The sequence below is a fragment of the Phreatobacter cathodiphilus genome, assembly GCF_003008515.1.
Lineage (GTDB): Bacteria > Pseudomonadota > Alphaproteobacteria > Rhizobiales > Phreatobacteraceae > Phreatobacter > Phreatobacter cathodiphilus.
Genome location: NZ_CP027668.1, coordinates 3548066 through 3568102, shown reverse-complemented (window position 1 = coordinate 3568102; position 20037 = coordinate 3548066). Strand labels below are relative to the sequence as shown.

At 62.9% G+C, this 20037-nt stretch carries 19 protein-coding genes; 9 read left to right on the top strand and 10 right to left on the bottom strand.

Annotated elements, in window-relative coordinates:
- Positions 1–10 precede the first annotated feature (10 nt).
- The 4 genes from C6569_RS17090 to C6569_RS17075 are packed head-to-tail and all read left to right on the top strand — an operon-like array spanning position 11 to position 7072.
- On the top strand, positions 11–1741 hold the full coding sequence (locus C6569_RS17090; RefSeq protein ID WP_181313796.1) for a site-specific DNA-methyltransferase: 1731 nt from the start codon (positions 11–13) through the stop codon (positions 1739–1741).
- Between the two features lie 4 nt (positions 1742–1745).
- Positions 1746–4337, top strand: coding sequence for a DEAD/DEAH box helicase (locus C6569_RS17085; RefSeq protein ID WP_106750007.1), 2592 nt, complete (start codon positions 1746–1748; stop codon positions 4335–4337).
- A gap of 24 nt (positions 4338–4361) precedes the next feature.
- The gene (locus C6569_RS17080; protein ID WP_106750006.1) at positions 4362–4577 is read left to right on the top strand and encodes a hypothetical protein; all 216 of its coding nucleotides are present in this window, start codon (positions 4362–4364) and stop codon (positions 4575–4577) included.
- Positions 4574–7072 (top strand): AAA family ATPase, encoded by a 2499-nt coding sequence (locus tag C6569_RS17075; RefSeq protein ID WP_106750005.1) that lies wholly within the window; start codon positions 4574–4576, stop codon positions 7070–7072. The genes C6569_RS17080 and C6569_RS17075 overlap by 4 nt, the downstream gene beginning before the upstream one ends.
- 237 nt (positions 7073–7309) lie before the next feature.
- Here the strand turns inward: C6569_RS17075 and C6569_RS21795 are convergent, their stop codons facing one another.
- From C6569_RS21795 to C6569_RS21790, 5 genes are all read right to left on the bottom strand, one after another.
- Complete coding sequence (locus C6569_RS21795; RefSeq protein WP_146144832.1) at positions 7310–7855, bottom strand: hypothetical protein; 546 nt, start codon at positions 7853–7855, stop codon at positions 7310–7312.
- A 242-nt stretch (positions 7856–8097) separates the two neighbouring features.
- A complete protein-coding gene (locus C6569_RS17065; RefSeq protein WP_106750003.1) occupies positions 8098–8766 on the bottom strand; it encodes a recombinase family protein in 669 nt (222 codons plus the stop codon).
- 175 nt (positions 8767–8941) lie between these two features.
- Positions 8942–9406, bottom strand: a complete 465-nt coding sequence (locus C6569_RS17060; RefSeq protein WP_106750002.1) for a nucleoside 2-deoxyribosyltransferase — start codon at positions 9404–9406, stop codon at positions 8942–8944.
- On the bottom strand, positions 9399–11024 hold the full coding sequence (locus C6569_RS17055) for an SIR2 family protein (protein ID WP_106750001.1): 1626 nt from the start codon (positions 11022–11024) through the stop codon (positions 9399–9401). The genes C6569_RS17060 and C6569_RS17055 overlap by 8 nt, the downstream gene beginning before the upstream one ends.
- On the bottom strand, positions 11025–12221 hold the full coding sequence (locus tag C6569_RS21790) for a GIY-YIG domain-containing protein (protein ID WP_146144831.1): 1197 nt from the start codon (positions 12219–12221) through the stop codon (positions 11025–11027).
- 422 nt (positions 12222–12643) lie between these two features.
- Between C6569_RS21790 and C6569_RS17045 the strand changes: the two genes are divergently transcribed.
- The 3 genes from C6569_RS17045 to C6569_RS17035 all read left to right on the top strand — a co-directional run bounded on the left by C6569_RS17045 (position 12644) and on the right by C6569_RS17035 (position 14600).
- The gene (locus C6569_RS17045) at positions 12644–13573 is read left to right on the top strand and encodes an MJ0042-type zinc finger domain-containing protein (RefSeq protein ID WP_106749999.1); all 930 of its coding nucleotides are present in this window, start codon (positions 12644–12646) and stop codon (positions 13571–13573) included.
- Positions 13574–13681: 108 nt separating this feature from the next.
- The gene (hpt, locus tag C6569_RS17040) at positions 13682–14212 is read left to right on the top strand and encodes a hypoxanthine phosphoribosyltransferase (protein ID WP_106749998.1); all 531 of its coding nucleotides are present in this window, start codon (positions 13682–13684) and stop codon (positions 14210–14212) included.
- 4 nt (positions 14213–14216) lie between these two features.
- Positions 14217–14600: a response regulator gene (locus C6569_RS17035; protein ID WP_106749997.1), complete on the top strand. Its 384-nt coding sequence runs from the start codon at positions 14217–14219 to the stop codon at positions 14598–14600.
- A 7-nt stretch (positions 14601–14607) separates the two neighbouring features.
- On the opposite strand, the gene ppa is transcribed toward C6569_RS17035, so the two are convergent.
- The 4 genes from ppa to rpmB all read right to left on the bottom strand — a co-directional run bounded on the left by ppa (position 14608) and on the right by rpmB (position 17381).
- Positions 14608–15147, bottom strand: coding sequence for an inorganic diphosphatase (gene ppa, locus C6569_RS17030; RefSeq protein WP_106749996.1), 540 nt, complete (start codon positions 15145–15147; stop codon positions 14608–14610).
- Between the two features lie 96 nt (positions 15148–15243).
- A complete protein-coding gene (locus C6569_RS17025; RefSeq protein WP_106749995.1) occupies positions 15244–15753 on the bottom strand; it encodes a GNAT family N-acetyltransferase in 510 nt (169 codons plus the stop codon).
- Positions 15754–15926: 173 nt separating this feature from the next.
- Positions 15927–16934 (bottom strand): TIM44-like domain-containing protein, encoded by a 1008-nt coding sequence (locus C6569_RS17020; protein ID WP_106749994.1) that lies wholly within the window; start codon positions 16932–16934, stop codon positions 15927–15929.
- Positions 16935–17090: 156 nt separating this feature from the next.
- On the bottom strand, positions 17091–17381 hold the full coding sequence (rpmB, locus tag C6569_RS17015) for a 50S ribosomal protein L28 (protein ID WP_106749993.1): 291 nt from the start codon (positions 17379–17381) through the stop codon (positions 17091–17093).
- 134 nt (positions 17382–17515) lie between these two features.
- Here rpmB and atzD point away from each other — a divergent pair, with 134 nt between their 5' ends.
- On the top strand, positions 17516–18616 hold the full coding sequence (gene atzD / locus C6569_RS17010; protein ID WP_106749992.1) for a cyanuric acid amidohydrolase: 1101 nt from the start codon (positions 17516–17518) through the stop codon (positions 18614–18616).
- Here atzD and C6569_RS17005 read toward each other — a convergent pair whose 3' ends face one another.
- On the bottom strand, positions 18617–19426 hold the full coding sequence (locus C6569_RS17005; protein ID WP_106749991.1) for a hypothetical protein: 810 nt from the start codon (positions 19424–19426) through the stop codon (positions 18617–18619).
- Positions 19427–19626: 200 nt separating this feature from the next.
- Here C6569_RS17005 and C6569_RS17000 point away from each other — a divergent pair, with 200 nt between their 5' ends.
- Positions 19627–20031, top strand: a complete 405-nt coding sequence (locus C6569_RS17000) for a cupin domain-containing protein (RefSeq protein WP_106749990.1) — start codon at positions 19627–19629, stop codon at positions 20029–20031.
- Positions 20032–20037: the final 6 nt, after the last annotated feature.

The window sequence follows — 20037 nt, the reverse complement described above, 5'->3', positions numbered from 1 at the left end:
AGGAGGGGCGATGACGGAGCTGAGTTTCAAGGGCAAAGAGTTTGTTTATAACCACCATCTGGCGGTGCCCTTCCGTCCGCTCGTGCCCGATGCAGACAAAGGCATCGGTCCTGTCGCGCTTGACGGCAGCCTCATCATCCACGGCGACAACCTGCATGCGCTGAAAGCGCTCTTGCCGCTCTACGCGGGCAAGGTGGACTGCGTGTATATCGACCCGCCCTACAATACCGGCAAGAGCGATTGGTCATATAACGATAAAGTCAATTCGCCGGTGATTCAGGAGTGGCTCGATAGCAATCCGATCACCGTCGATGACACGCTTCGGCATGACAAGTGGGCGTGCATGATGTGGCCGCGCCTTCAGCTCTTACGTGACCTCATGAAGCCGGGGGCAGTCATTTTTGCGAGCATCGACGATAACGAAGTCGCTCTGTTCAAGCATCTTCTGCACGCTACATTCGGCGACAATAATAATCCTAAAAGCAATCCTCATCTTGGTACCATTATCTGGAAGAATGCGACAGATAATAATCCAACGAATATCGCGATTGAGCATGAGTATGTTCATGTATTTTGCTTGGAGCGGGATGGCGTTGCGCCTATCTGGAGTTCTCCGTGGTCGGACCTGAAAGATTGCCTTCTTGCGAAGGAACAGGAGCTTTTGGCCGCCAACTTAAGTGATGATGAGCTTTCATCCCAGTATGCGGAATGGTTCCGGCTGCATAAGCCGCAACTCGGCCCCTTGCAGGAGTATAATCAGATCGACCGGGGCGGGATTTTCACTGCCTCGCGAAGCGTCCACAACCCAGGCCGTGAGGGTTATCGCTGGGATTTAATGAATCCCAAGACCCAGAAACTGGTGCCCCAACCGCTCATGGGATACCGCTTTCCTGAAGACACCCGCGACGAGTTGCTTGCGCAGGACCGCATCATTTTCAGCGACGATCCCGATCAGCTCATCCGCCTCAAGACCTACGTTAAGGACTACAAGGAGAAGATGCCGGGGATCATTGAAATAGATGGTCGGCGCGGCGCGAATGAGCTGAAAAAGATTTTTCCAGAGTCGAAGCAAGCCTTCAAGAATCCAAAGACCTACACACTGATTGAGTGGCTTCTTTCATACACCGCTGGCCCGGATGCTGTCGTTCTCGACTCATTTGCTGGCTCCGGAACGACGGCGCAGGCGGTCATGAAACTGAACGAAAGGGATGGCGGAAATCGGAAGTTTATCCTTGTCGAAATGGAAGACTATGCCGACGAACTGACGGCAGAGCGTGTTCGCCGCCTTATCCAGGGCGTTCCGACGTCAAAGGACGACGAGTATAAAACCGGCCTCGGCGGCACCTTCACCTATTGCACCCTCGGCGATCCCGTCGAGCTGGATAAGGTGCTGAGCGGCGAAACCCTGCCGCCCTATGCCGGTCTCGGCGCGGCGCTGTTCCACATGGCGACCAATCACGCGCTCGATCCCGCCGCTGTGCGCGAGGATGATTTCTATCTTGGTGCCATGGAAGGCCAGCATGTCTGGCTGATCTACAAGCCCGATCTCGATTGGCTGAAGTCGCCGGAAGCGGCGTTGACGCTGGCGCGCGCCAAGGCATTCGCCGCCTCCGATCCGGACAAGCGGCACCTTGTCTTCGCCCCGGCGCGGTTCGTGAGCCAGAAGATGCTGGCGGAACAGAACATCCCCGTGGAGTTCGTGCCGCTGCCCTTCGCGCTCTACCGGATAGATCGGAGCTGACGCCGTGTTTCGTCAGCTCGATTATCAGGACCGCGTCATCAAGACGCTTGACGACTATCTCGACCTTTTGAAGGAAAAGAAGGCGCGCGCCGACAAGGTGGCGGCGCTTGCCGCGCAAGACCCGGACCTTGGCCTTGCCATTCCGGATTTCGCGAAAGAGGCTTGGGAAGCGATGAAGGCGGCGGGGAAGCTGCCCGCTTCCCGCGCCGCGATTCCGTTCTCGCCGCGCATGGACGGCTGCGAGCGGCCCGTGCCCAATGCGGTGCTGAAAGTACCGACGGGGGGCGGCAAGACGTGGCTTGCCGTCTCCGCCGTGTCGCGGGTGATGGGCCGCTATCTCGACCGCAACTCCGGCTTCGTCCTATGGATTGTGCCGAACGAGGCGATCTATACGCAGACCCTCAAGCACCTGAAGGATCGACAGCACCCCTATCGTCAGGCGCTCGACCGCGCAGCGGCGGGGCGCGTGAAGATCATGGAGAAAACGGACCGGCTCGATGTGCGGGACGTGGAAACCAATCTCTGCGTCATGCTGCTGATGTTGCAATCCGCGAACCGCGAGACGCAGGATTCCCTGAAAATGTTTCAGGACCGGGGCGACGTGCACGGCTTCTTCCCGCCCGAAGGCGAACAACAGGCGCATCAGGCCGCCATCGATCGCACTCCGAACCTCTCCGCCTATACGGGCATGTTCCCGATGGTGAAGGATTCCCTCGGGAATGCCCTTCGGATCATCCGGCCCGTGGTCGTTATGGATGAAGGCCACCGCGCCATTTCCGATCTCGCCTTCGGCACGCTCTACGGATTCAACCCCTGTTTCGTGCTTGAACTGACCGCCACGCCGCAGGATGTGCAGCCGCGCGGCGGCCGCAATCCGCGCGAAGGCCGCTATGCCAATGTGCTGGTGGAAGTGACGGGGCGCGAGCTGGACCGCGAGGGCATGATAAAGATGCCGCTCAACCTCGATCCCCGGCAGGGCAATGACTGGAGGGCGACGCTGAACGCGGCGCTTACCAAGCTTAACGCGCTGGATGCCGAAGCCCGGCGACTGCAAGCTGATACGGGCCGCTATATTCGCCCGATCATGTTGATCCAGGTCGAGCGCACAGGCGCGGATCAGCGCGAAAGCGGCCATATCCATGCCGAAGACGTGAAGGAATGGCTCCTGACGGCAGGTTTCGATCAAGCGGAAATCGCAATCAAAACCGCGCAGCAAAACGATCTAAACGATCCCGAGAACCAGGACCTCTTATCGCCCACAAACCGGGTCAGGGCGATCATCACGAAACAGGCCCTGCAAGAGGGCTGGGATTGCCCCTTTGCCTATGTGCTGTGCAGCCTTGCGGCAAGCGCCAACCTCAAGGCCATGACGCAGCTTGTCGGTCGCATTCTCCGCCAGCCCGGCGCACTCAAGACGGACGTTGATTCGCTCGATGAGTGTCACGTCATCACGCATCACGCCGATACGGCCACGGTCGTCGGCGCCATCAGGGACGGCCTCGAACAGGACGGCCTCGGCGACCTGGTGCTGCGCGTGACGCAGGACGACAATAGCGGGGCCGGCCAGACGGCCCGCACGATCAATCGCCGCCCGGCGTTCGCCTCCACAGAAATCTACTTGCCCAAGGTGATGGTGGTGGAAAGCGGCGACGCGCGCGAGCTGGACTACGAGACGGATGTGCTCGCCGCGCTCGACTGGCGGGGCTTCAATCCGCAGAACATCGCGGATCGGGTGCCCGCAAACGCACAGGCGGCGGAAAGCCAGCTCCAACGGATCAGGCTTGCCGAGGACGGCGACGAATTGTTCGTCGGCGAGACGGTGGCCGCCAATGCGGAAATCCTCGCCTTCGATCCCGCGCATGCCGTCCGGATGATTTCCGACATCGTGCCTAATCCCTTCGTCGGCCGCGAGATTGTCGGCGCAACGGTTACGGCCCTTCGGGCGCGCGGCTTCGATGACGCTAAGCTCGGATTGCTCGCCAGCCTGATCGTGGAAGAGCTGCGCAAGGGCCTCGATGCCGCGCGGAACGCGCACGCCGAGGCCCTGTTCAAGGCCGAGGTCGCGGCAGGACGCATTCAGTTCCGGTTGCGCCTTGATGGCCGCAACTGGCGGATGCCGTTCAGCATTGAAACGACGGAACCGGAGAACGCGCGCCAGCTCCTGAACCGCACGGGCGGCCCGCTCGAAAAGAGCCTGTTCGCGCCGGTTTACGAGAAAGAGCTGAATAGCGACGAGCGGGACGTAGCGGTCTATCTCGACGGTGAGAAGACGCTAGCATGGTGGCACCGCAATGTCGCGCGGACGCAATACGGCGTTCAGGGGTGGAAGAGGGCCAAAATCTATCCGGATTTCATCTTCGCCGTGCAGCGCGACGGCGAAGCGAAGCGGATCACAGTGCTGGAAACCAAGGGCGACCAGCTTGACAATCTCGACACGGCCTACAAGCGCGACGCGCTGTCGTTCCTCTCGGACCATTTCGAATGGGACGAGGCAACGCCGGTCGGCGAGCTCGAACTGGTCAACAACGGCGAGACCGTAGAAGGCACCTTGATCCTGATGAGCGAATGGAAGGCGAAGCTGCCCGCGTATCTCTAACGACGCGGTATTGGGGGGGGGCGTATGGAATTTGATCCGGCATTGTCATTCTCGGACAACCTTGCCCGTTTCCGGGCGGAAGCGGAGCGCATCGATGCCGATTGCGCCCGCATTCTTTTCGACAATCTAGCGCTGCTGGCGCGCGACGGTGATGCGACCCGCACCCGTCAGGCCGTTCAAGAGTTCAACGGGGCGGTCCTCGCCGCGCTCGACGGCCTGCCGGAAGGGCCTGCGGAATGAGCCGGTATTTCCTCGCCTCCGCCGCCATCGAGGGATTTCGTGGCATCAACAATGACGGCGATCCCCTCGTGCTGAAGTTCAAGCACGATGCCGTCAATTCCGTCCATGCGCCCAACGGGGTCGGTAAAAGCTCGATCTTCGAAGCACTTCACTTCGCCCTGCACGGCACGGTGCCGCGCCTGGAAGGGATGCAGGACGCCGAACAGGGGGCCAACTATATCGTTAACAAGTTTCATCCGGCGCAACAGGCGACGGTAGCCCTTGTTTTCAAGAGCGATGACGGGACGCCCGATGTGTCGATCACCGTCACCCGAACGGCGGCGGGTGGACGGGTCGTCACGTCTCCTTCCGGCCATGCTGATCCCCACTCCTTCCTCGCCGATCTATGCGAGGATTTCGTGCTGGTCGATTACCCACGCTTCGCTTCCCTTGTGGACTGCTCGGCACTGGAGCGGGGGCGCTCCTTCGCCTCTCTGATCGGCATGAGCCGATACTCACAGCTCCGGCAGGCGCTCGACGGGGCCAGGAATACCCGCAATCTCAACAGCGATTTTGGTCTGTCCGCGCTCGATGCGGAAGTCGCTGCCGAAGATCGCGCGTTGGGGGCTGTTGAACAGCGCATTCTGGCCGCACACCAGGAGGTAACCGGCGCAACACACGGCGAGATAGCGGACCTTGCCGTGCTGAAAGGGGAGGTTGCGGCAGGACTGGCAGGCATCGCACTGCTCGCGCCGTTGCTCGCTGACACCTCGGTGATGGACTTCGATTTTGCCGCTGCTGAGAAAGTCGTCGATCGAGAAGAAGGCGGTTCGGCGCGGAAAACCCTCGACGCACTCGACACTGCCGTCACAACACTCAGCAGTTTGCAGGTCTCGGCGGAGGAAGTCGCCGAGATCGAGGCACTGGTGGCGACCGCCAAGGGGCGGGACGATGCGATGCGCAAAGTGGGCGCTGCAAGCCTGCACGCATTGCTGAAACACGCGCTCGCGGCGGTGAACAGTACGGACTGGCACGATCCAAAGGTATGCCCAGTCTGTGAAAAGGCTGGCGACGAGCCGCTTCAGGCGCAACTGAAAGCGAAGATTTCGCTTTATGATGAGGCGGAGCAGCTCGACGCGGACCTGAACCGGCGAGTGCCGATTGCGGGATGCGTTGGCAAGCTTCGGCAGCTTGAAGAGCAGGTTCGTCTTGGCGTCGCGGATGTTGATCGAATAGCGCCGCTTCTGACGCTCGCCGCACGCCAATCTTCGGTTTCGACGGTGGACCTGGAACGTGCAAGAGATGCCCTTGCTGTGCTCGAATCGAGGCGAGTTACCGTGCTCGAAGCCGTTGCTGTTGAGCGCGAACAGCTACAGGCGAGTCTGCCGCCGTCGCTGGTCGCCGTAACCCGCACCCTTGGACAGGCCAAACAATTCCGCAACGCCGTGGGTGAATATGAGCGGGCCTTTCCGTCGCTCGCCGCAAAGCGGATCAAGCTCGCAAAGCTTAATCGCTGGAAGACGTTTATCACGAACGTAGCTGGGCAGTTTGCTACGGCGGAAAGCTCGCTGGCAAATGCGCGCATCACGGACATTCAGGCCAGTTGTCAGGAGCTTTTCGGGCATCTTATGCGCGGCGGTCCCGACGTGCGACCAACGTTGAATCGAGCCCAAAATACCGAGCAGGTGGATTTGAAACTCGCCGACTTCTTCGGCCTTCCAAACCAAAGCGCACGGGCGCTGTTGTCGGAAAGCTACCGCAACGCTGTCGCTGCCTCCATCTTCATGGCCGCTGCCACTCGGCACCGGGGCGTTCCTCGCTTTATGGTTCTAGACGACGTGACTTCAAGTTTCGACGCCGGGCATCAATTCAGTCTAATGGATACGATCCGAACGAAACTGCGGTTTGGCGCCGCTCACGGTGTTCCCGACGGGCTTCAATTCATTATTCTCAGCCATGATACGAGCCTTGAGAAGTATTTCGATCGACTCAATGGCACGACCGAATGGCATCACCAGAAGCTTCAGGGCATGCCTCCCCGTGGGCGAATTATGATCGCGGCGCAGCAGGCGGATCGCCTTAAGGCGCAGGCTGAACAGTATTTGAACGCTGGGCAGATAGATATCGGGGAGCCGTTCGTACGGCAGTACCTCGAATACAAGCTCGGTCAGATAATCAGCCGTCTGGAGATTCCCGTTCCGCCCGATTATGCAACGCGGGGTGACAAGCGGACTCTGTCAACCTATATCGATGCGATCACGGCGGCGGTCTCTTTATACCACGCGGCGGGACGCTGCGTTCTCACCGCCCAGCAGCTTACCGACCTGCAGAACCACCACATGCCGTCTGTCATGGCCAATTATGTCAGCCACTATGAGACGGGTGCAGGTACTCCATTTAGTGCCTACGCTTTGTTGGGTGTCGTGCAGAGTATAGACCACTTGGCGGACTGTTTTCGATGGCGCGACCCTGCTTCAAATCAGCTGAGATACTATCGTAGGCTCGATCTTATTTAGATGTCGCGGCTCTATCTGGATGATTGCTAGAGATAAGCTGGTGTCGCTCCCGGATGGTGTCGCGCTTGGGTCGGTCTATTTCGGAGGCGTCAATTTCGGCGCTTGGATATAATATTACAACGTCGGGTCCGTAGGACACCAACGGCGAGCGGATCGATGCTCGGTCAAAAAAATCACCCCAGGTAGCTAGGTCGCTGAAAGGTGAGGAGGTCGTGGGGGCCCGGGTCCCCCCACGCATTAAATATCTTCGATGTGGACGAAAGGCTCAGCGTCGGGATGCGGCCGTTCGGTTTCTTTCAGGACGTAATGCAGCACCCGCGCCGTGTCGTCGGGCGAGTCCCGTATCCGATCAACCTGCATCTTGCCGCCGCTGGTGACGGCTCGATACGGGCGGATGATCTGAGTGGGCGCGGGGTACTGCGACGACCAGATCGCTGCCGCTGTGAGCGGAAAGTCCGTCGGTTCTGCGAGCTTCGGTGCGTCGAGGACCAGATGGACGTGCGGGGAGTTTCTCAACGCGCCGCGTTCGAAGAACACTAGTCCGTCCATTCGGCGGGCGCGACGGTGCGGCGATACTGCGCGTCGCCCACCGTAATATCGATTCACGCGGTTACGCCATTCGCGAAGCCGATCTCTGATCGGATCGAAAGTGCGAGGCCCGTGCAGATCGGCGGTGATGAAGAAGGCGTATCGGCGCTCGGAAAGCGTCTCAACGAGAAGTCTCTTGAGTTCGAGCGGCGACGCGAGGGGCGGGTTGCAGCGAAGTCGGGCGATATTGGTCATGATCGAGTCGGATCTCCTGATGAATAGGCGCGACAAGGCGGCCGCTGGAGCGGGCGGGTCGTCGCGGTGCTGAGGTCAATGCGCAGCCCCCGCGGAGGCTCAGCTCCACGGGCGGCGGCGCGATGGTGAGGGATTCGGGGGCGAGTGCCGTTGCGGCGATCCCGAAGTCCAGTGACGGCTCGAACTCTCGGTTGCCATCACAAGGCTAGAATGCCACGAGCATGTCATTCTGTCAATCGGTATTATCTGGCTTGGGCGCTGTCCTCTCGCCGAAGGATTTTCGCGACGCCAGCATGGCTAATCCGCACGCCTTTGGCGTCCATTTCGCGCGCAATCTGCCTGAGGGTCTTTCCACTTCGACTGAGATGTCTGATCTCTTGAATGGCGAAATGGTCTGTCGCAGGGATCAAGCCACCGTCCTCCACCCTATAGCCGAACGGTAGGATGCCCCCGAGATAGCGCCCCTTCTGGCGCTGGTCCGCCTTGACTGCGGACACCCGTTCGCGGAGCCGATCGCGCTCTGCCTCGGCAAACGCTGCAACGATGGTGAGAAACAGCTTGCCAAGTCCGCTGCCCGCGATGTCGCCCCCGAGGTCGAGCAAGTGTAGGCGCACATTCATTTCGCCAAGGCGTTCGACAACCCCTAACGCGTCCAAGGCAGAACGAAACAAGCGATCGAGCTTGGCCGCGATCAGCACGTCTCCGCTGCGGAGCGCCGAGAACATGGGCCCGCCCAGCGTCCGCTTCGCGACAGGGATGGCTCCCGACACGCCCTCTTCGACGACCCATTGCTCAACCACTAAGCCCTTCATCAAGGCATAGCCCTCGATCTGGCGGCGTTGCACCTCCAGGCTGTGGCCTTCATCGGCTTGGCGGGCGGTGCTGACCCGCAGGTATCCATAGACGGTCACTAGCCGCTCCTTAAAACAGAAGCGATCTTATGAAGTTAGGTCCCTCCGTCAACATGCCAATGCACGTTGACGAGCCTGCCAATTGGCAAGGGAACTTCCAAAAAGGAGGGGGCGAAATCAGGCCAAGCTGCCAGAAGGCGTTGAGTGCGCGACGGTGTGTGGGCCTCGCCGAAAGCTAGCCCGTGCTCCGCATCCAAGCGTCGTCGTTCCGCAGGTAGTCGACAAGCGCTACCACGCTACCGAACATCTCATGACATCCCGCTAAGATCATCGGATTGTCACCAGACGGGAGCAGAGCACGATCGTCAGTTTTCAGGCCGATGCAAAACTTGTTCAGTGCGCGCGCGTAGCCGATTTCGAACGCCACTCCTTCGTCAACGGTCCGCCCATCCAACACCGCCACGACGTGACTGCAGCGCTTCAGCGCATCAATGTCAGCTTCAAAGACCAATTGGCGCGCCGACTCCAGTGCCATGCCCTGTCGCACCAGATCGCGCATTAGCTTGCCGTCGCGCTGCGGCAAAAAAACATCGGAAAATGGTTCCAAAAGCGCAGCGAGACGAGCATTGAAACTGCGTTCCATGTCGTTGAAGAGAGGCGCAGCTAGGTAGATTCGCAGTTGATTCCGGTGGTCACTCATAGCGAGATATTATGCTTTGGAGGTCAGTTGGTGCGTATTCCTCCAACAGGGCGTATCGAGCGACCTTTCTGGCAGTCTCGCTCGCGTTTAGTTCGTCTGTTGAGACGACAAATGAAGGGGAGTAAACCTCCTTTAGCTTGCTCGTCTGCTTCAAAAAATAGCTTTCCTTTCCAGCCTTATCGGGATGTCGTCCTCTCGACATGTTGCGCTTTACTATCGTGCTAGGCTCTGCATGAACGAACAGAACCTCTCCTTGCTGAAGCGGTTTGCTTCGGGTCACCAACTCGCGGAGTTCGCGCGATTTGCGCTTTTCCTCCTCTTGCGTTGGTGTAAACGCATAGAGGTCAAGGGGCGCACGGTCCATGAAGTGAAAGCCCACTCCAGCGGCGTGCATGCGGATGTTCTTTTCTTTCAGTTCCTCGTTCAGAAACCTATCGATCACGCGCTGTTCCGCTTCACCGATCTTGTCTGATGCGAGGTACATTTCTTTCGGGGGTGGGCGAGTCCACTCTTCCAAAGTATCAAAGCATCGCAGATGCTCAAGGAGAGTGGACTTTCCAGCCGCGACAGGACCAACAATGTAGTAGTGATATACTGATCGCCGATCGGGTTCGAATGTCTCAACAGCTTCCCGAAATTGCCGGTCATCTAACAGAAGAAGGCAGAAGAACTCTCGAATTTCCTCTGAGCGCAAGAATATCGTTATAAGATTATAAAGATTTAGGTTTGCATCAAATATATCGTCGCGCCTATGACTGGGATAATCGTTGTCATCGTCGATCCAGTGGACCATGTAGTGATGATTTGCCGGACTCTTGTCGCGATTCTGTCGTAGGTAGCTCTTCAGCGATGTGTCCGCAAGCGAGTGACCAATCAAGAGCATCGTATTCTGTACAAACCGTAAGAAAAGATACTCGGCATTAACACCCGGAGACCGAGCGCGTGCGTCGGCAAAAGAGTCCTCGGTAAAAATGAGTTGTGGGCTGCGCTTTTTCAGGTCGACCCGTGGCAAAATGCCATTCACGTGATAAACAGTAGTGTTTCCAGGGCGATCCGTAAGAGGTGGTTGCCAAGTGACACTTAGTGAATTGCCAAGTAGACTGCTGCCACCCTCTTTAATCTGCTCGCCAATGGCATGTGATAAAAGATCATCAAAATTGAAATTGATCACAAGCGATACGCGTCTACTAAGGTCGCGCAACTGTTGCAGATATGGATGGTTTACGATGACATCACTTATGTCTGTTGCAACATCGCGATAAATGGCCCGATGAATTGCATCACCCCAGCTGTACTCAATCTGAGCGGATCGTATGTCTGGAGTAACGTCATCAGAGTGTGCGTAAGCGCGATTGTATCGATGGTAAATGATCTGTCCAAGGTACTCGGGCTGTAGACCAGCGCCCTCATGGATACGAAGATGCTCAGGCAGCTTATCATCGATTTCTGCTAGACGACGAAGCAGCTCTTTCCATGCGGGGACCTTAGCGTCCACCGATATTCCAGCTCCGGTCACAAGGTTGAGGCGGTTCGATTTCAATCGCTGGTAAAGATGGCACGCAAAACGCGGTAGACGAGGATTGCGTGCGATCGCCGTAGCCAGTTTGTCGAACTTCATTCATGCCTCGAGCATTGAGGTGACTGAACCGACACCGGACGAATCATATTTTCCTCCGATTCCGCGGACGTTCCATAGCCCCAATTGTCGAATCGGTGCTACTGGAGATTGCAATCCCAGCCAAGTGGGTGAAGGCATGTCGATGGGACGCATCGAATCGCTGAGCAAGGCTATGAGTTGCATCTCAGTGTGCGCTCGGACGCTGTATTTGCTGGGTTCATCATCGACCTCGATGAGCACGAGCTGCAACCGACGCAGGTACTGAGAAACGGCAATCTCGAGGTCTTGTTCGGCGCCTTTGACATTGCGCCGAGCATTTTGTCCGTCTCCCCAGCTGGGGAGCCGATTAGGGCCATCGCGCGCCTCTAGCATGGCGCGCCCGACGTGCAGTCTAAAGATCGAAGCCCGATGATTTCCAATCTCATGCTGGGGACCTAGATGTGTCCGCAGTCGGGCCCGGAGCGATGCTTGTGATCCAGCGCTGACAGCGTGGGTCCCGACTCGGACGACGCGAGGAGCCGCCTTCCGAAAGTTTGGCTCTTCGGGGTCAAGGAAGAGATACACGCCTCGTTTCGGTACAGTCATCGCGGAGAGGTCGCCAAATGGGAAGACAAGAGCTGCCTCCCTCTTGGCCTCAATCCATGCGTACAGGCGATCAAGATCTCGGATACGCACTGCCATGTGATGAGCTTCCCGCAGCCACAGGTCGCGGTCAGGCTGGGAAAGTTCAACCCAAGGGGAGACGATCGTTAAAGGCTCCAACCTTGCTTTGTTCGCTTGTAACAGAGGCTGAGCGTAATTTGATTCCGCGAGCACCGTGATCGAGCGGCCGCTTGCAAGTGCCGCCAGATCACTGAGGGCTTTTTCACCCCATACCAGCCTGTCATCCTCCGACAAGATCGACAGATCGAGATCGTAAGGCTCAAGTATAGCATTTGAGTCGACTATCCCGTGTTTGGCGGAAAGAATAACAAACGGCGCGTTCAATTGTTTTGCAATATCAACGGATTGTCGAAACCGACTTGAGGTGTAAAGGCTCTGGGCGCTTGCACGGGTAGTCAGTTTGTTGCGACCGCAGCCTAGCACCATCAGCGGCGTGCGGCCGTCGACGCCGAGCAGGGCATCTCGAACTATCAATTTCGCAGGCTGGAACAGGTCGCCTTGAATTGAACCATCTACCTGCATGCGCGCACCCATCGCAAAGACCGTGATGGCGCTCTCAGGGTCGCCCTTTTGTGTGCTAGCTCGCCGTTCGTGTCGATCGCAAGAATGATCTCAGGCTAATGCGAAGCCAAGATAGCCACGCAGCTTGGACATCGCGCAGCGTGATGCTAACTGAAGGGAATGATAGCGCGTCAGCGTCTCGCGCTCGACGCCTTTCGCACGGACACGATAACTCCTGCGTGTCTCGGTTTGTAGAGTGCGGCTGTTGCGCGGATTGCAGGGCCCTGTTTTGCAACGTTTCCGTCTGGACCCGTTCCGTTCGCTACCTGTCCTGTTCTCTCAGAAAAACAGAAACGAACGAAATCAATGACTTGGCGGTTGTCGTGTTAACCGCCAATTAACCCTGCTGGGCAAAGGTGGAGGCGAGGGACAACCGTCCCGAGGCGCCCAACCCCATGCTGATCGTCTGCCCTTCCTGCGCGACGGCCTTCAAGGTCACGACATCCGTCCTGGGGGAAACCGGTCGGCAGGTGCGCTGCGCCCAGTGCCGGACCGTGTGGCTGGCGACGCCGGAGAGCGCGATCGAGGAGCCCGCGCTGGCCTCCGCCGGCGCCGAGGAGCTCGCCGGCCGCAATGCGCCCCAGCATCAGGAGCAGGCGGGCGACGACGATGCCGACTGGGGCGCGGCCTTCGCGGAAGAGGCCGAGAACAAGGCCGAAGACAAGGGTGCGGGCGGCGACGACGCCGATCTCTTCGCCGAGCCGCCGGTGCCCGAAGCGACCTCGCCCTCGCTGCAGCCCGATACGGACGTGCCGCCGCTCCCGCCGCGGGCGAAGGAGCCCGACGAGGACGGGCCGGCCCGCCGCGGCGGCCGCGAGGCCTCCCAGCCCGAGCCCGGCCGGCGGCGGCTGCGCCCCACCTTCAGCCGGCCGCGGGCGCAATCCTTCAAGGTGTCGCCGCCGATCTTCATCCTCGTGGTCGGGGCGGCCATCCTCGCCACCCTGCTGTTCGGGCGGGAGCACGTGGTGCGAACGGTTCCCGATTCCGCCGGCCTCTACGAGAGCATCGGCCTGCCGGTGAACCTGCGCGGTGTCGAGTTCCGCGACGTGAAGGGCGCCAACGAGATCGTCGACGGCGTGGTGGTGCTGGTGGTCGAGGGCCAGTTGGTCAACATCACGGCCAAGGCGGTGGACCTGCCGCGGTTGCGCCTCGCCGTGCGGGACGCCGGCGGCAAGGAGATCTACACCTGGACCGCGACGCCGCCGACGCCGCGGCTGGAGCCGGGCGGCAGCGCCCCCTTCCGCTCGCGCCTCGCCTCGCCGCCGCCGGACGGCACCAGCGTGGAGGTGCGCTTCTTCACCCGCCTCGACGCCGCCGGCCGCTGATCCCGGGGCGCCCGCGACCATCCCGACGGGTGGTGGTGACGGCGCCCGCACGCCGGGATACACATGGCGGACAGGCCCCGCCAGGCGGGAGCCGCCGGAGTCCGACCGATGAACCGAGACAATATCCGCGTGCTGTTCTCAGCCGAGGCCATCGCGGAGCGCAACAGGGCGCTGGTCCAGGAGATCGCCGCCACCAAGCCGGAGCGACTGCTGGTGGTGGCCGTGCTCAAGGGCAGCTTCGTCTTCGCCGCCGACCTCATTCGCGCCATGGACGCCGCCGGCATGGCGCCGGAGGTCGAGTTCATGTCGCTGTCCTCCTATCTCGAGGGCACGGTCTCGACCGGCCAGGTGCGCGTGCTGCACGACGTGGAGAGCCCGGTGGAGGGACGCGACGTGCTGCTGGTCGACGACATCCTCGAAAGCGGCCGGACGCTGACCTACGCCAAGGATCTGCTGATGGCGCGCGGCGCCCGCTCGGTGCGCATCTGCGTGCTGCTGGAAAAGCCCGGCAAGCGGGCCGTCCACCTCGTCGCCGACCATGTCGGCTTCACCTGCCCGGACGTCTTCGTGGTCGGCTACGGCATGGACGTGGCGCACGCCTGGCGGCAATTGCCATTCGTCGGCGTGATCGGGGACTGACCGGGTGGCCCGCATTCTCATCGCCGAGGACGACGAGCCGGTGCGCGCCTTCGTGCGCCGCGCCCTGATGATCGACGGCCACGAGGTCACCGAGGCCGAGGACGGGGCCGAGGCGCTCGCCATCCTGGAACAGACACAGGGCGCCTTCGACCTGCTGCTCACCGACATCCGCATGCCGCTGATGGACGGGATCGCCTTGGCCCTGGCGGCAGCGCCGCAATTCCCGAATCTCGTGATCCTGCTGATGACCGGCTATGCCGACCAGCGCGAGCGGGCGCACGGGCTGGAGGCGCTCGTCCACGACGTGGTGACCAAGCCCTTCAGCCTCGCCGACATCCGCGTCAAGGTTCAGGAAGCACTGGCGGCCGGCCCCTCGCGGCCGGCCTGAGGCGGCGTCAGCCGCCCTTGGCCTTCTTGGCCCGTTCGATGGCCTCGGTGATCAGGCGGCGGGCCTCGCTCGCATCGCCCCAGCCGACCACCTTCACCCACTTGGCGGATTCCAGATCCTTGTAGTGGGAGAAGAAGTGCTCGATCTGCTTGAGCGTGATTTCGGGAAGGTCCTTGATGTCGTGGACGTTCTCGTAGCGGCGGGTCAGGCGCGGCACGGGGACCGCGACGATCTTCTCGTCGCCGCCGGCCTCGTCCTCCATCTTCAGCACGCCGACCGGGCGGCAGGCCACCACCGCGCCGGGCACGATGCCGCGCTGGTTGGCGATCAGCACGTCGCAGGGATCGCCGTCCTCGGAGAGCGTGTGCGGGATGAAGCCGTAATTCCCGGGATAGCGCATGGAGGTGTAGAGGAAGCGGTCGACGACGAGCGTGCCGGCCTCCTTGTCCATCTCATATTTGATCGGCTCGCCGCCGACCGGCACCTCGACGATGACATTGACCTCGTCGGGCGGGTTCCGGCCAATGGAAATGGCGTCGATGCGCATCGGTTCTGTCTCCGGACAAACGTGGCGCCTCGTTAGCCGCAACAGCACCCCAGCCGCAAGTGCCGCACTGCAAAATCACCCCGCAGGGCGGCAATGTCAGGCGGCCCAGCCGAAGGCGGTCTTGTCGAGGGCGCGGTCGCCGAAGGTTTCGGACGAGCGGGCGACGGGCTTGCCGCCGAGGCCGCGGTAGAAGCGCATGGCGGCGTCGTTGTCGCTCAGCGCCCAGATCACCAGGCTTTCGAGGCCGTGGGCCTCGAGGTCCTTGCGGGCGGAGTCGAAGAGGCTGCGGCCGAGGCCGAGGCCGATGAATTTCGGCCGGAGATAGAGCTCGTAGATCTCGCCCTCATAGCTGAGGGCCTTGGCGCGGTTGCGGCCGTAATTAGCATAGCCGGCGATCTCGTCGCCGAAGCCGAGCAGGGCGATGCGGTTGCCCTTGCGGATGGCGGCGTCCCACCAGCCGGGACCGCGCTTGGCGATGAGCTTTTCCAGCTCCGCGCCGGGAATGAGGCCGCGATAGGCGGCGCGCCAGGCCTCGTCATGGACCTCTGCCACGATCGGGGCGTCGGATTTCCGCGCCAGGCGGATTTCTGTTGTGACGGTCTTCATCGCCCGAGGATGGAAACACGAGACCGGTTGCACCGCAACGGTTTCGTTAAGACTTCCTCAACAGGTATGGACAAACGGTTAATATCAACAGGGTGCCGGGCAGCCCCGGGGTAACGAAAAAGCCCCGGCGCGAGGGCGCCGGGGCTCGTTCTGGTCGGAAAGGGTGCGGATCGTCAGGCGGTCTGGATCGCCGAGAGCTGCCAGAGGCCACCGTGCGGCCTGCGGAAGGTCCACAGCTCCACGGCCTCCTCGCCCTGCGGATTGCCGCTCACGACCCGGCCGGAGGCGCGGTCGAGGACGAGGTCGGTGCGCGAGAAGCGCATGGCGACGGTCGCATAGTCGGCATCCTGCTCGCGCCAGGCTTCCGACAGGTCGCCCTGGAGGAGCCGGACGTCGGAGATGCGGTTGACCTGACCCTTGGCGGCGGCCTCCTTCAGGTCCTCGGCGAAATAGCCGACCATCTCGGGGGTCGCCATGGCGCGCAGGGCGTTGAGATCCTCACGCGAATAGGCCTCGTTGACGTGGGCAAGCAGGCGCTCGAACGTGTCGTAGTCCTGCGGCGTCACGCCGATCCCGTCGGAGGGCGCGGCGGCGGGGGCGGCGACCGAGCCGCCGGCCATGCCGGGGATGACGCGGTTCTGCGGCATGCCCATGGGGCCGTTGCCGGCCGGGCCGGAGCCCTGGCGGGCCATGGCCGGCTGGGGGCCGTCGGCGGCTTCGCGGCGGCCGCGCACCAGACGCACGACGAGGTAGATGACGCCGGCGATCAGCGCGAACTGGGCCAGGAAGCCGAGCATGCCCATCAGCGAGCCGAGGCCGCCGAGAAAGCCCTGGCCGGAAAGCAGGCCGAACAGGCCGGCACCGAGGAAGCCGGCGGCGAGGCCCATGCCGAGGCCGCCGAAGCGCGAACCCTGGGCGGCGGGAGCCGGCGCGCCCGGACGGGCGGCCATGCCGGGCTGCTGCATGCCAGGCGCCGGGGTGGGCGCGGTGCTGCGCTGCAGGGGCGCCGCGGTGGTCGGGGCGGTGTTGGTGGTCGGGGGCGGCGCATAGGAGCGACCGCCGCGGCTGCCGCCGCCACGCGGGGCCGCCTCGGCCGCAACGGCGCCGAGCATGACGGCGACGCCGGCGATGGCGAAGGCGCGAACGAGTTTCTTGGACCTGAAGAGGGTCTTGGACGACATGGTTTCCCCACGGATGGCACGGCGTGTCGGGTGCCGCTGTGCTCAGACTAGCGGCATATGGGAAGCCTGTCGCCGCGCGACAATGCCGCAGCGGAAACGGCGAAACCGGCGACGGTTCCCCGACGCCGGTTCACGCATTTTCAAGGGAGCGCCTGATCAGGCGGCTTCGGCGCGCTTCTTGGCGATGGCCGACTTGAGCTGCCGCGCCTTGGGCGACAGGTCCTCGGCATTGGCCTTCTGCAGGAAGGCGTCGAGGCCGCCGTTGTGGTCGACCGAGCGCAGGGCGTGGGTCGACACGCGCAGCGACACCGTCTGACCCAGCAGGTCGGAGGCGAAGGAGATATTCTGCAGGTTCGGCAGGAAGCGGTGCTTCGTCTTGATGTTCGAATGGCTGACCCGGTGGCCAACCTGAACACCCTTGCCGGTGAGTTCACAACGACGCGACATCTGTCGGATCCCAAAGGTAAAGTGCGACGGCGTCGGCCGGCCGCTGGACAAAATGGTCCTGTTCGGAGAGGCGACGGCATAGTGACAGGACCCGGCCCTGTCAAGCAAAACCGGCGCAGACGACCACCTCGAGGATTCCGCCGCATGCCCATCGCCCGCGTCCACCGCATCATCGCACAGGCCCCGACGACGTCTCGGGCCTCGAGGCGGCCATCGCCGCCGGCCGGATCGATCCCTCCGGCATCCTCGCGATCTTCGGCAAGACCGAGGGCAACGGCTGCGTCAACGACTTCACCCGCGGCTTCGCCACCCAGTCGCTGACCCTGGCGCTCGCCCGCCATATCGGGCCCGAGCGCGCCGCGGCGGTCTGCTACGTCATGTCGGGCGGCACGGAGGGCGCCATGGCGCCGCACTGGACGGTGTTCGAGCGGGTGGAGGGGGAAGGTGCAACCGGCCCCGCCCTCGCCGTCGGGCGGGTGCACACCGCGCCGCTGCCGGCGGAGCATCTCGGGCGAACCGGGCAGGTCGAGCAGGTCGCCGCCGGCATCGCCGAGGCGATGCGGCAGGCCGGGCTCACGGACCCCCGCGACGTGCATTTCGTGCAGGTGAAGTGCCCGCTCCTGACGGCGCAGCGCATCGGCGAGGCCGAGGCGCGGGGCGCGCGCGTCGCCGTGCGCGACACGCTGAAATCCATGGGCCTGTCGCGCGGTGCCTCGTCGCTCGGCGTCGCGGTGGCGCTCGGCGAGATCGCGCCGGAGGCCGTGACCGATGCCGCCATCGGCCGAGACCTCGCGCTGTTCTCGGGCCGTGCCAGCGCCTCGGCCGGGGTGGAACTTCTCGGCCACGAGATCGTCGTGCTCGGCATGTCGGCGGCCTGGTCGGGGGACCTCGCGGTCGATCATGCGGTGATGGCGGATGCCATCGACGTGGAGCCGGTTCGGGCGGCCCTCGCCCGCCTCGGCCTCGGCGCGGCGGGCCAGCTCGATGCCGCAGCGCGCGGTCGGCTGGTGGCGCTGCTGGCGAAAGCCGAGGCCTCCCCGGACGGCGCGGTGCGCGGGGCGCGCCACACCATGCTGGACGATTCCGACATTTCCTCCACGCGGCACGCGCGGGCCTTCGTGGCGGGTGCGCTCGCCGGCCTCGTCGGGCGCACCGACATCTACGTCTCGGGCGGGGCCGAGCACCAGGGCCCGCCGGGCGGCGGCCCTGTGGCCGTCATCGCCCAGAGGGGCTGATCAGGCGGCGGCGATCATGGCGGCGACGAAGTCGCGGGTGGACTGGCCGACGGCGCCGCCATGGCGTTCGGCGACCCCGTTGATGGCGCTGACATAGCCGTCGGTCCAGACCGACAGGCCGTCGCCGATGCGGGCTGAGAAGGCGGAGACCATGGCGCCGGCGATGCCCCGCGCCTCAAGGGCGGGCAGGCGCGAGATGCCGGCATCCTCGAGGCCCCGATCGGCGTCGACATAGACGGCGGCGCGCACGTCGGCCTTCACAGCCGTCTCCGGCTTGCCGGCGAGAAGCCCGCCATGGGAGGCGGTGACGACGATGTGGCCGGCGTCCTCCTTGCCGACGAGGCCATTGGAATCGAGCACGAAGACGCGGATGCCCTTCGCCCCGGCCTCGGCGATCTCCTGACGGGCCTCGTCGAGAGGCTCCGGCGTCGGCGCGGGTGCGAGGTCGGCGCGGCCGAGCCGGTCGAGCGCCTCGGCGCAGGTCATGCCGCGCCTGAGGCCGAGGCTCGCCGCCGCCGCATTGACGAAGGAGAGGACCCCGCGCTCCGGCATGTCGATGCCCCAGCCGATGCGTGCGGAGGTATGGGCGACCGTCGCGCCTGGCACGCCGAGGCCGTCGAGCCAGGCAAGACCCGATATGCCGGCCTGCTCCCGGCCTATGCCGGCATCGTTGAGGATCATGGCCGAGACGCCCTTCATGGCGCCGTACCAGGCGGCATAGACGGCGCCGTGGGAGGCGCAGACGGCGATGCGGCCGCGGGCTTCCGCCGTGAGATGGGTGACGCTGTCGAGGACGATGGGCGGCGGCATGGGTGACCCGGTTCGGCTGGCGCAGGGGCGCCGACTGTTCCAGCCGCCGCGCCGGCCGGCAATCGGCCGAGCCAAGCCGTTCGACGGAGGCCAGTCATGCCGGCCTTCGCCTTGACACCTCCGGCACCGTCCCCACACTCGCGACAACGACCCGCCAGGGGCGAGCCGCCGGCGGCGACCGGTGACCGGGAGGACATGACATGACGGCTTCGGCCGGGCGCGCGCAGCGCCGATACCACGTCCGCGAGGAGGACGTTCAGGGCTACCACCCCGCCAACCATACCGGCACGCTGAACCGCCGGCTGATCAGCCGCGAGACGGTGGGCGCGGAATCGGTGGAGATGCTGGTCGGCACGATCGAGAAGGGAAACGGCGCGCTCCCCCACGCCCATCCCGGCATCGACCAGATCTGCTATCTCTTGGAGGGCGCCGCCGAGGCCGAGGTCGACGGCCAGCGCTTCGCCATGAAGCCGGGCGATTCCTGCTTCTTCCCGGCGGGGATGGAACACGTGTTCACCGTGACCAGCGAGACGCCGGTGCGCGTCCTCGTCATCTACACGCCGCCCTACGAAGAGAACCCGGACAGGGTCATCCGTCGCCGCTGAGGCGGC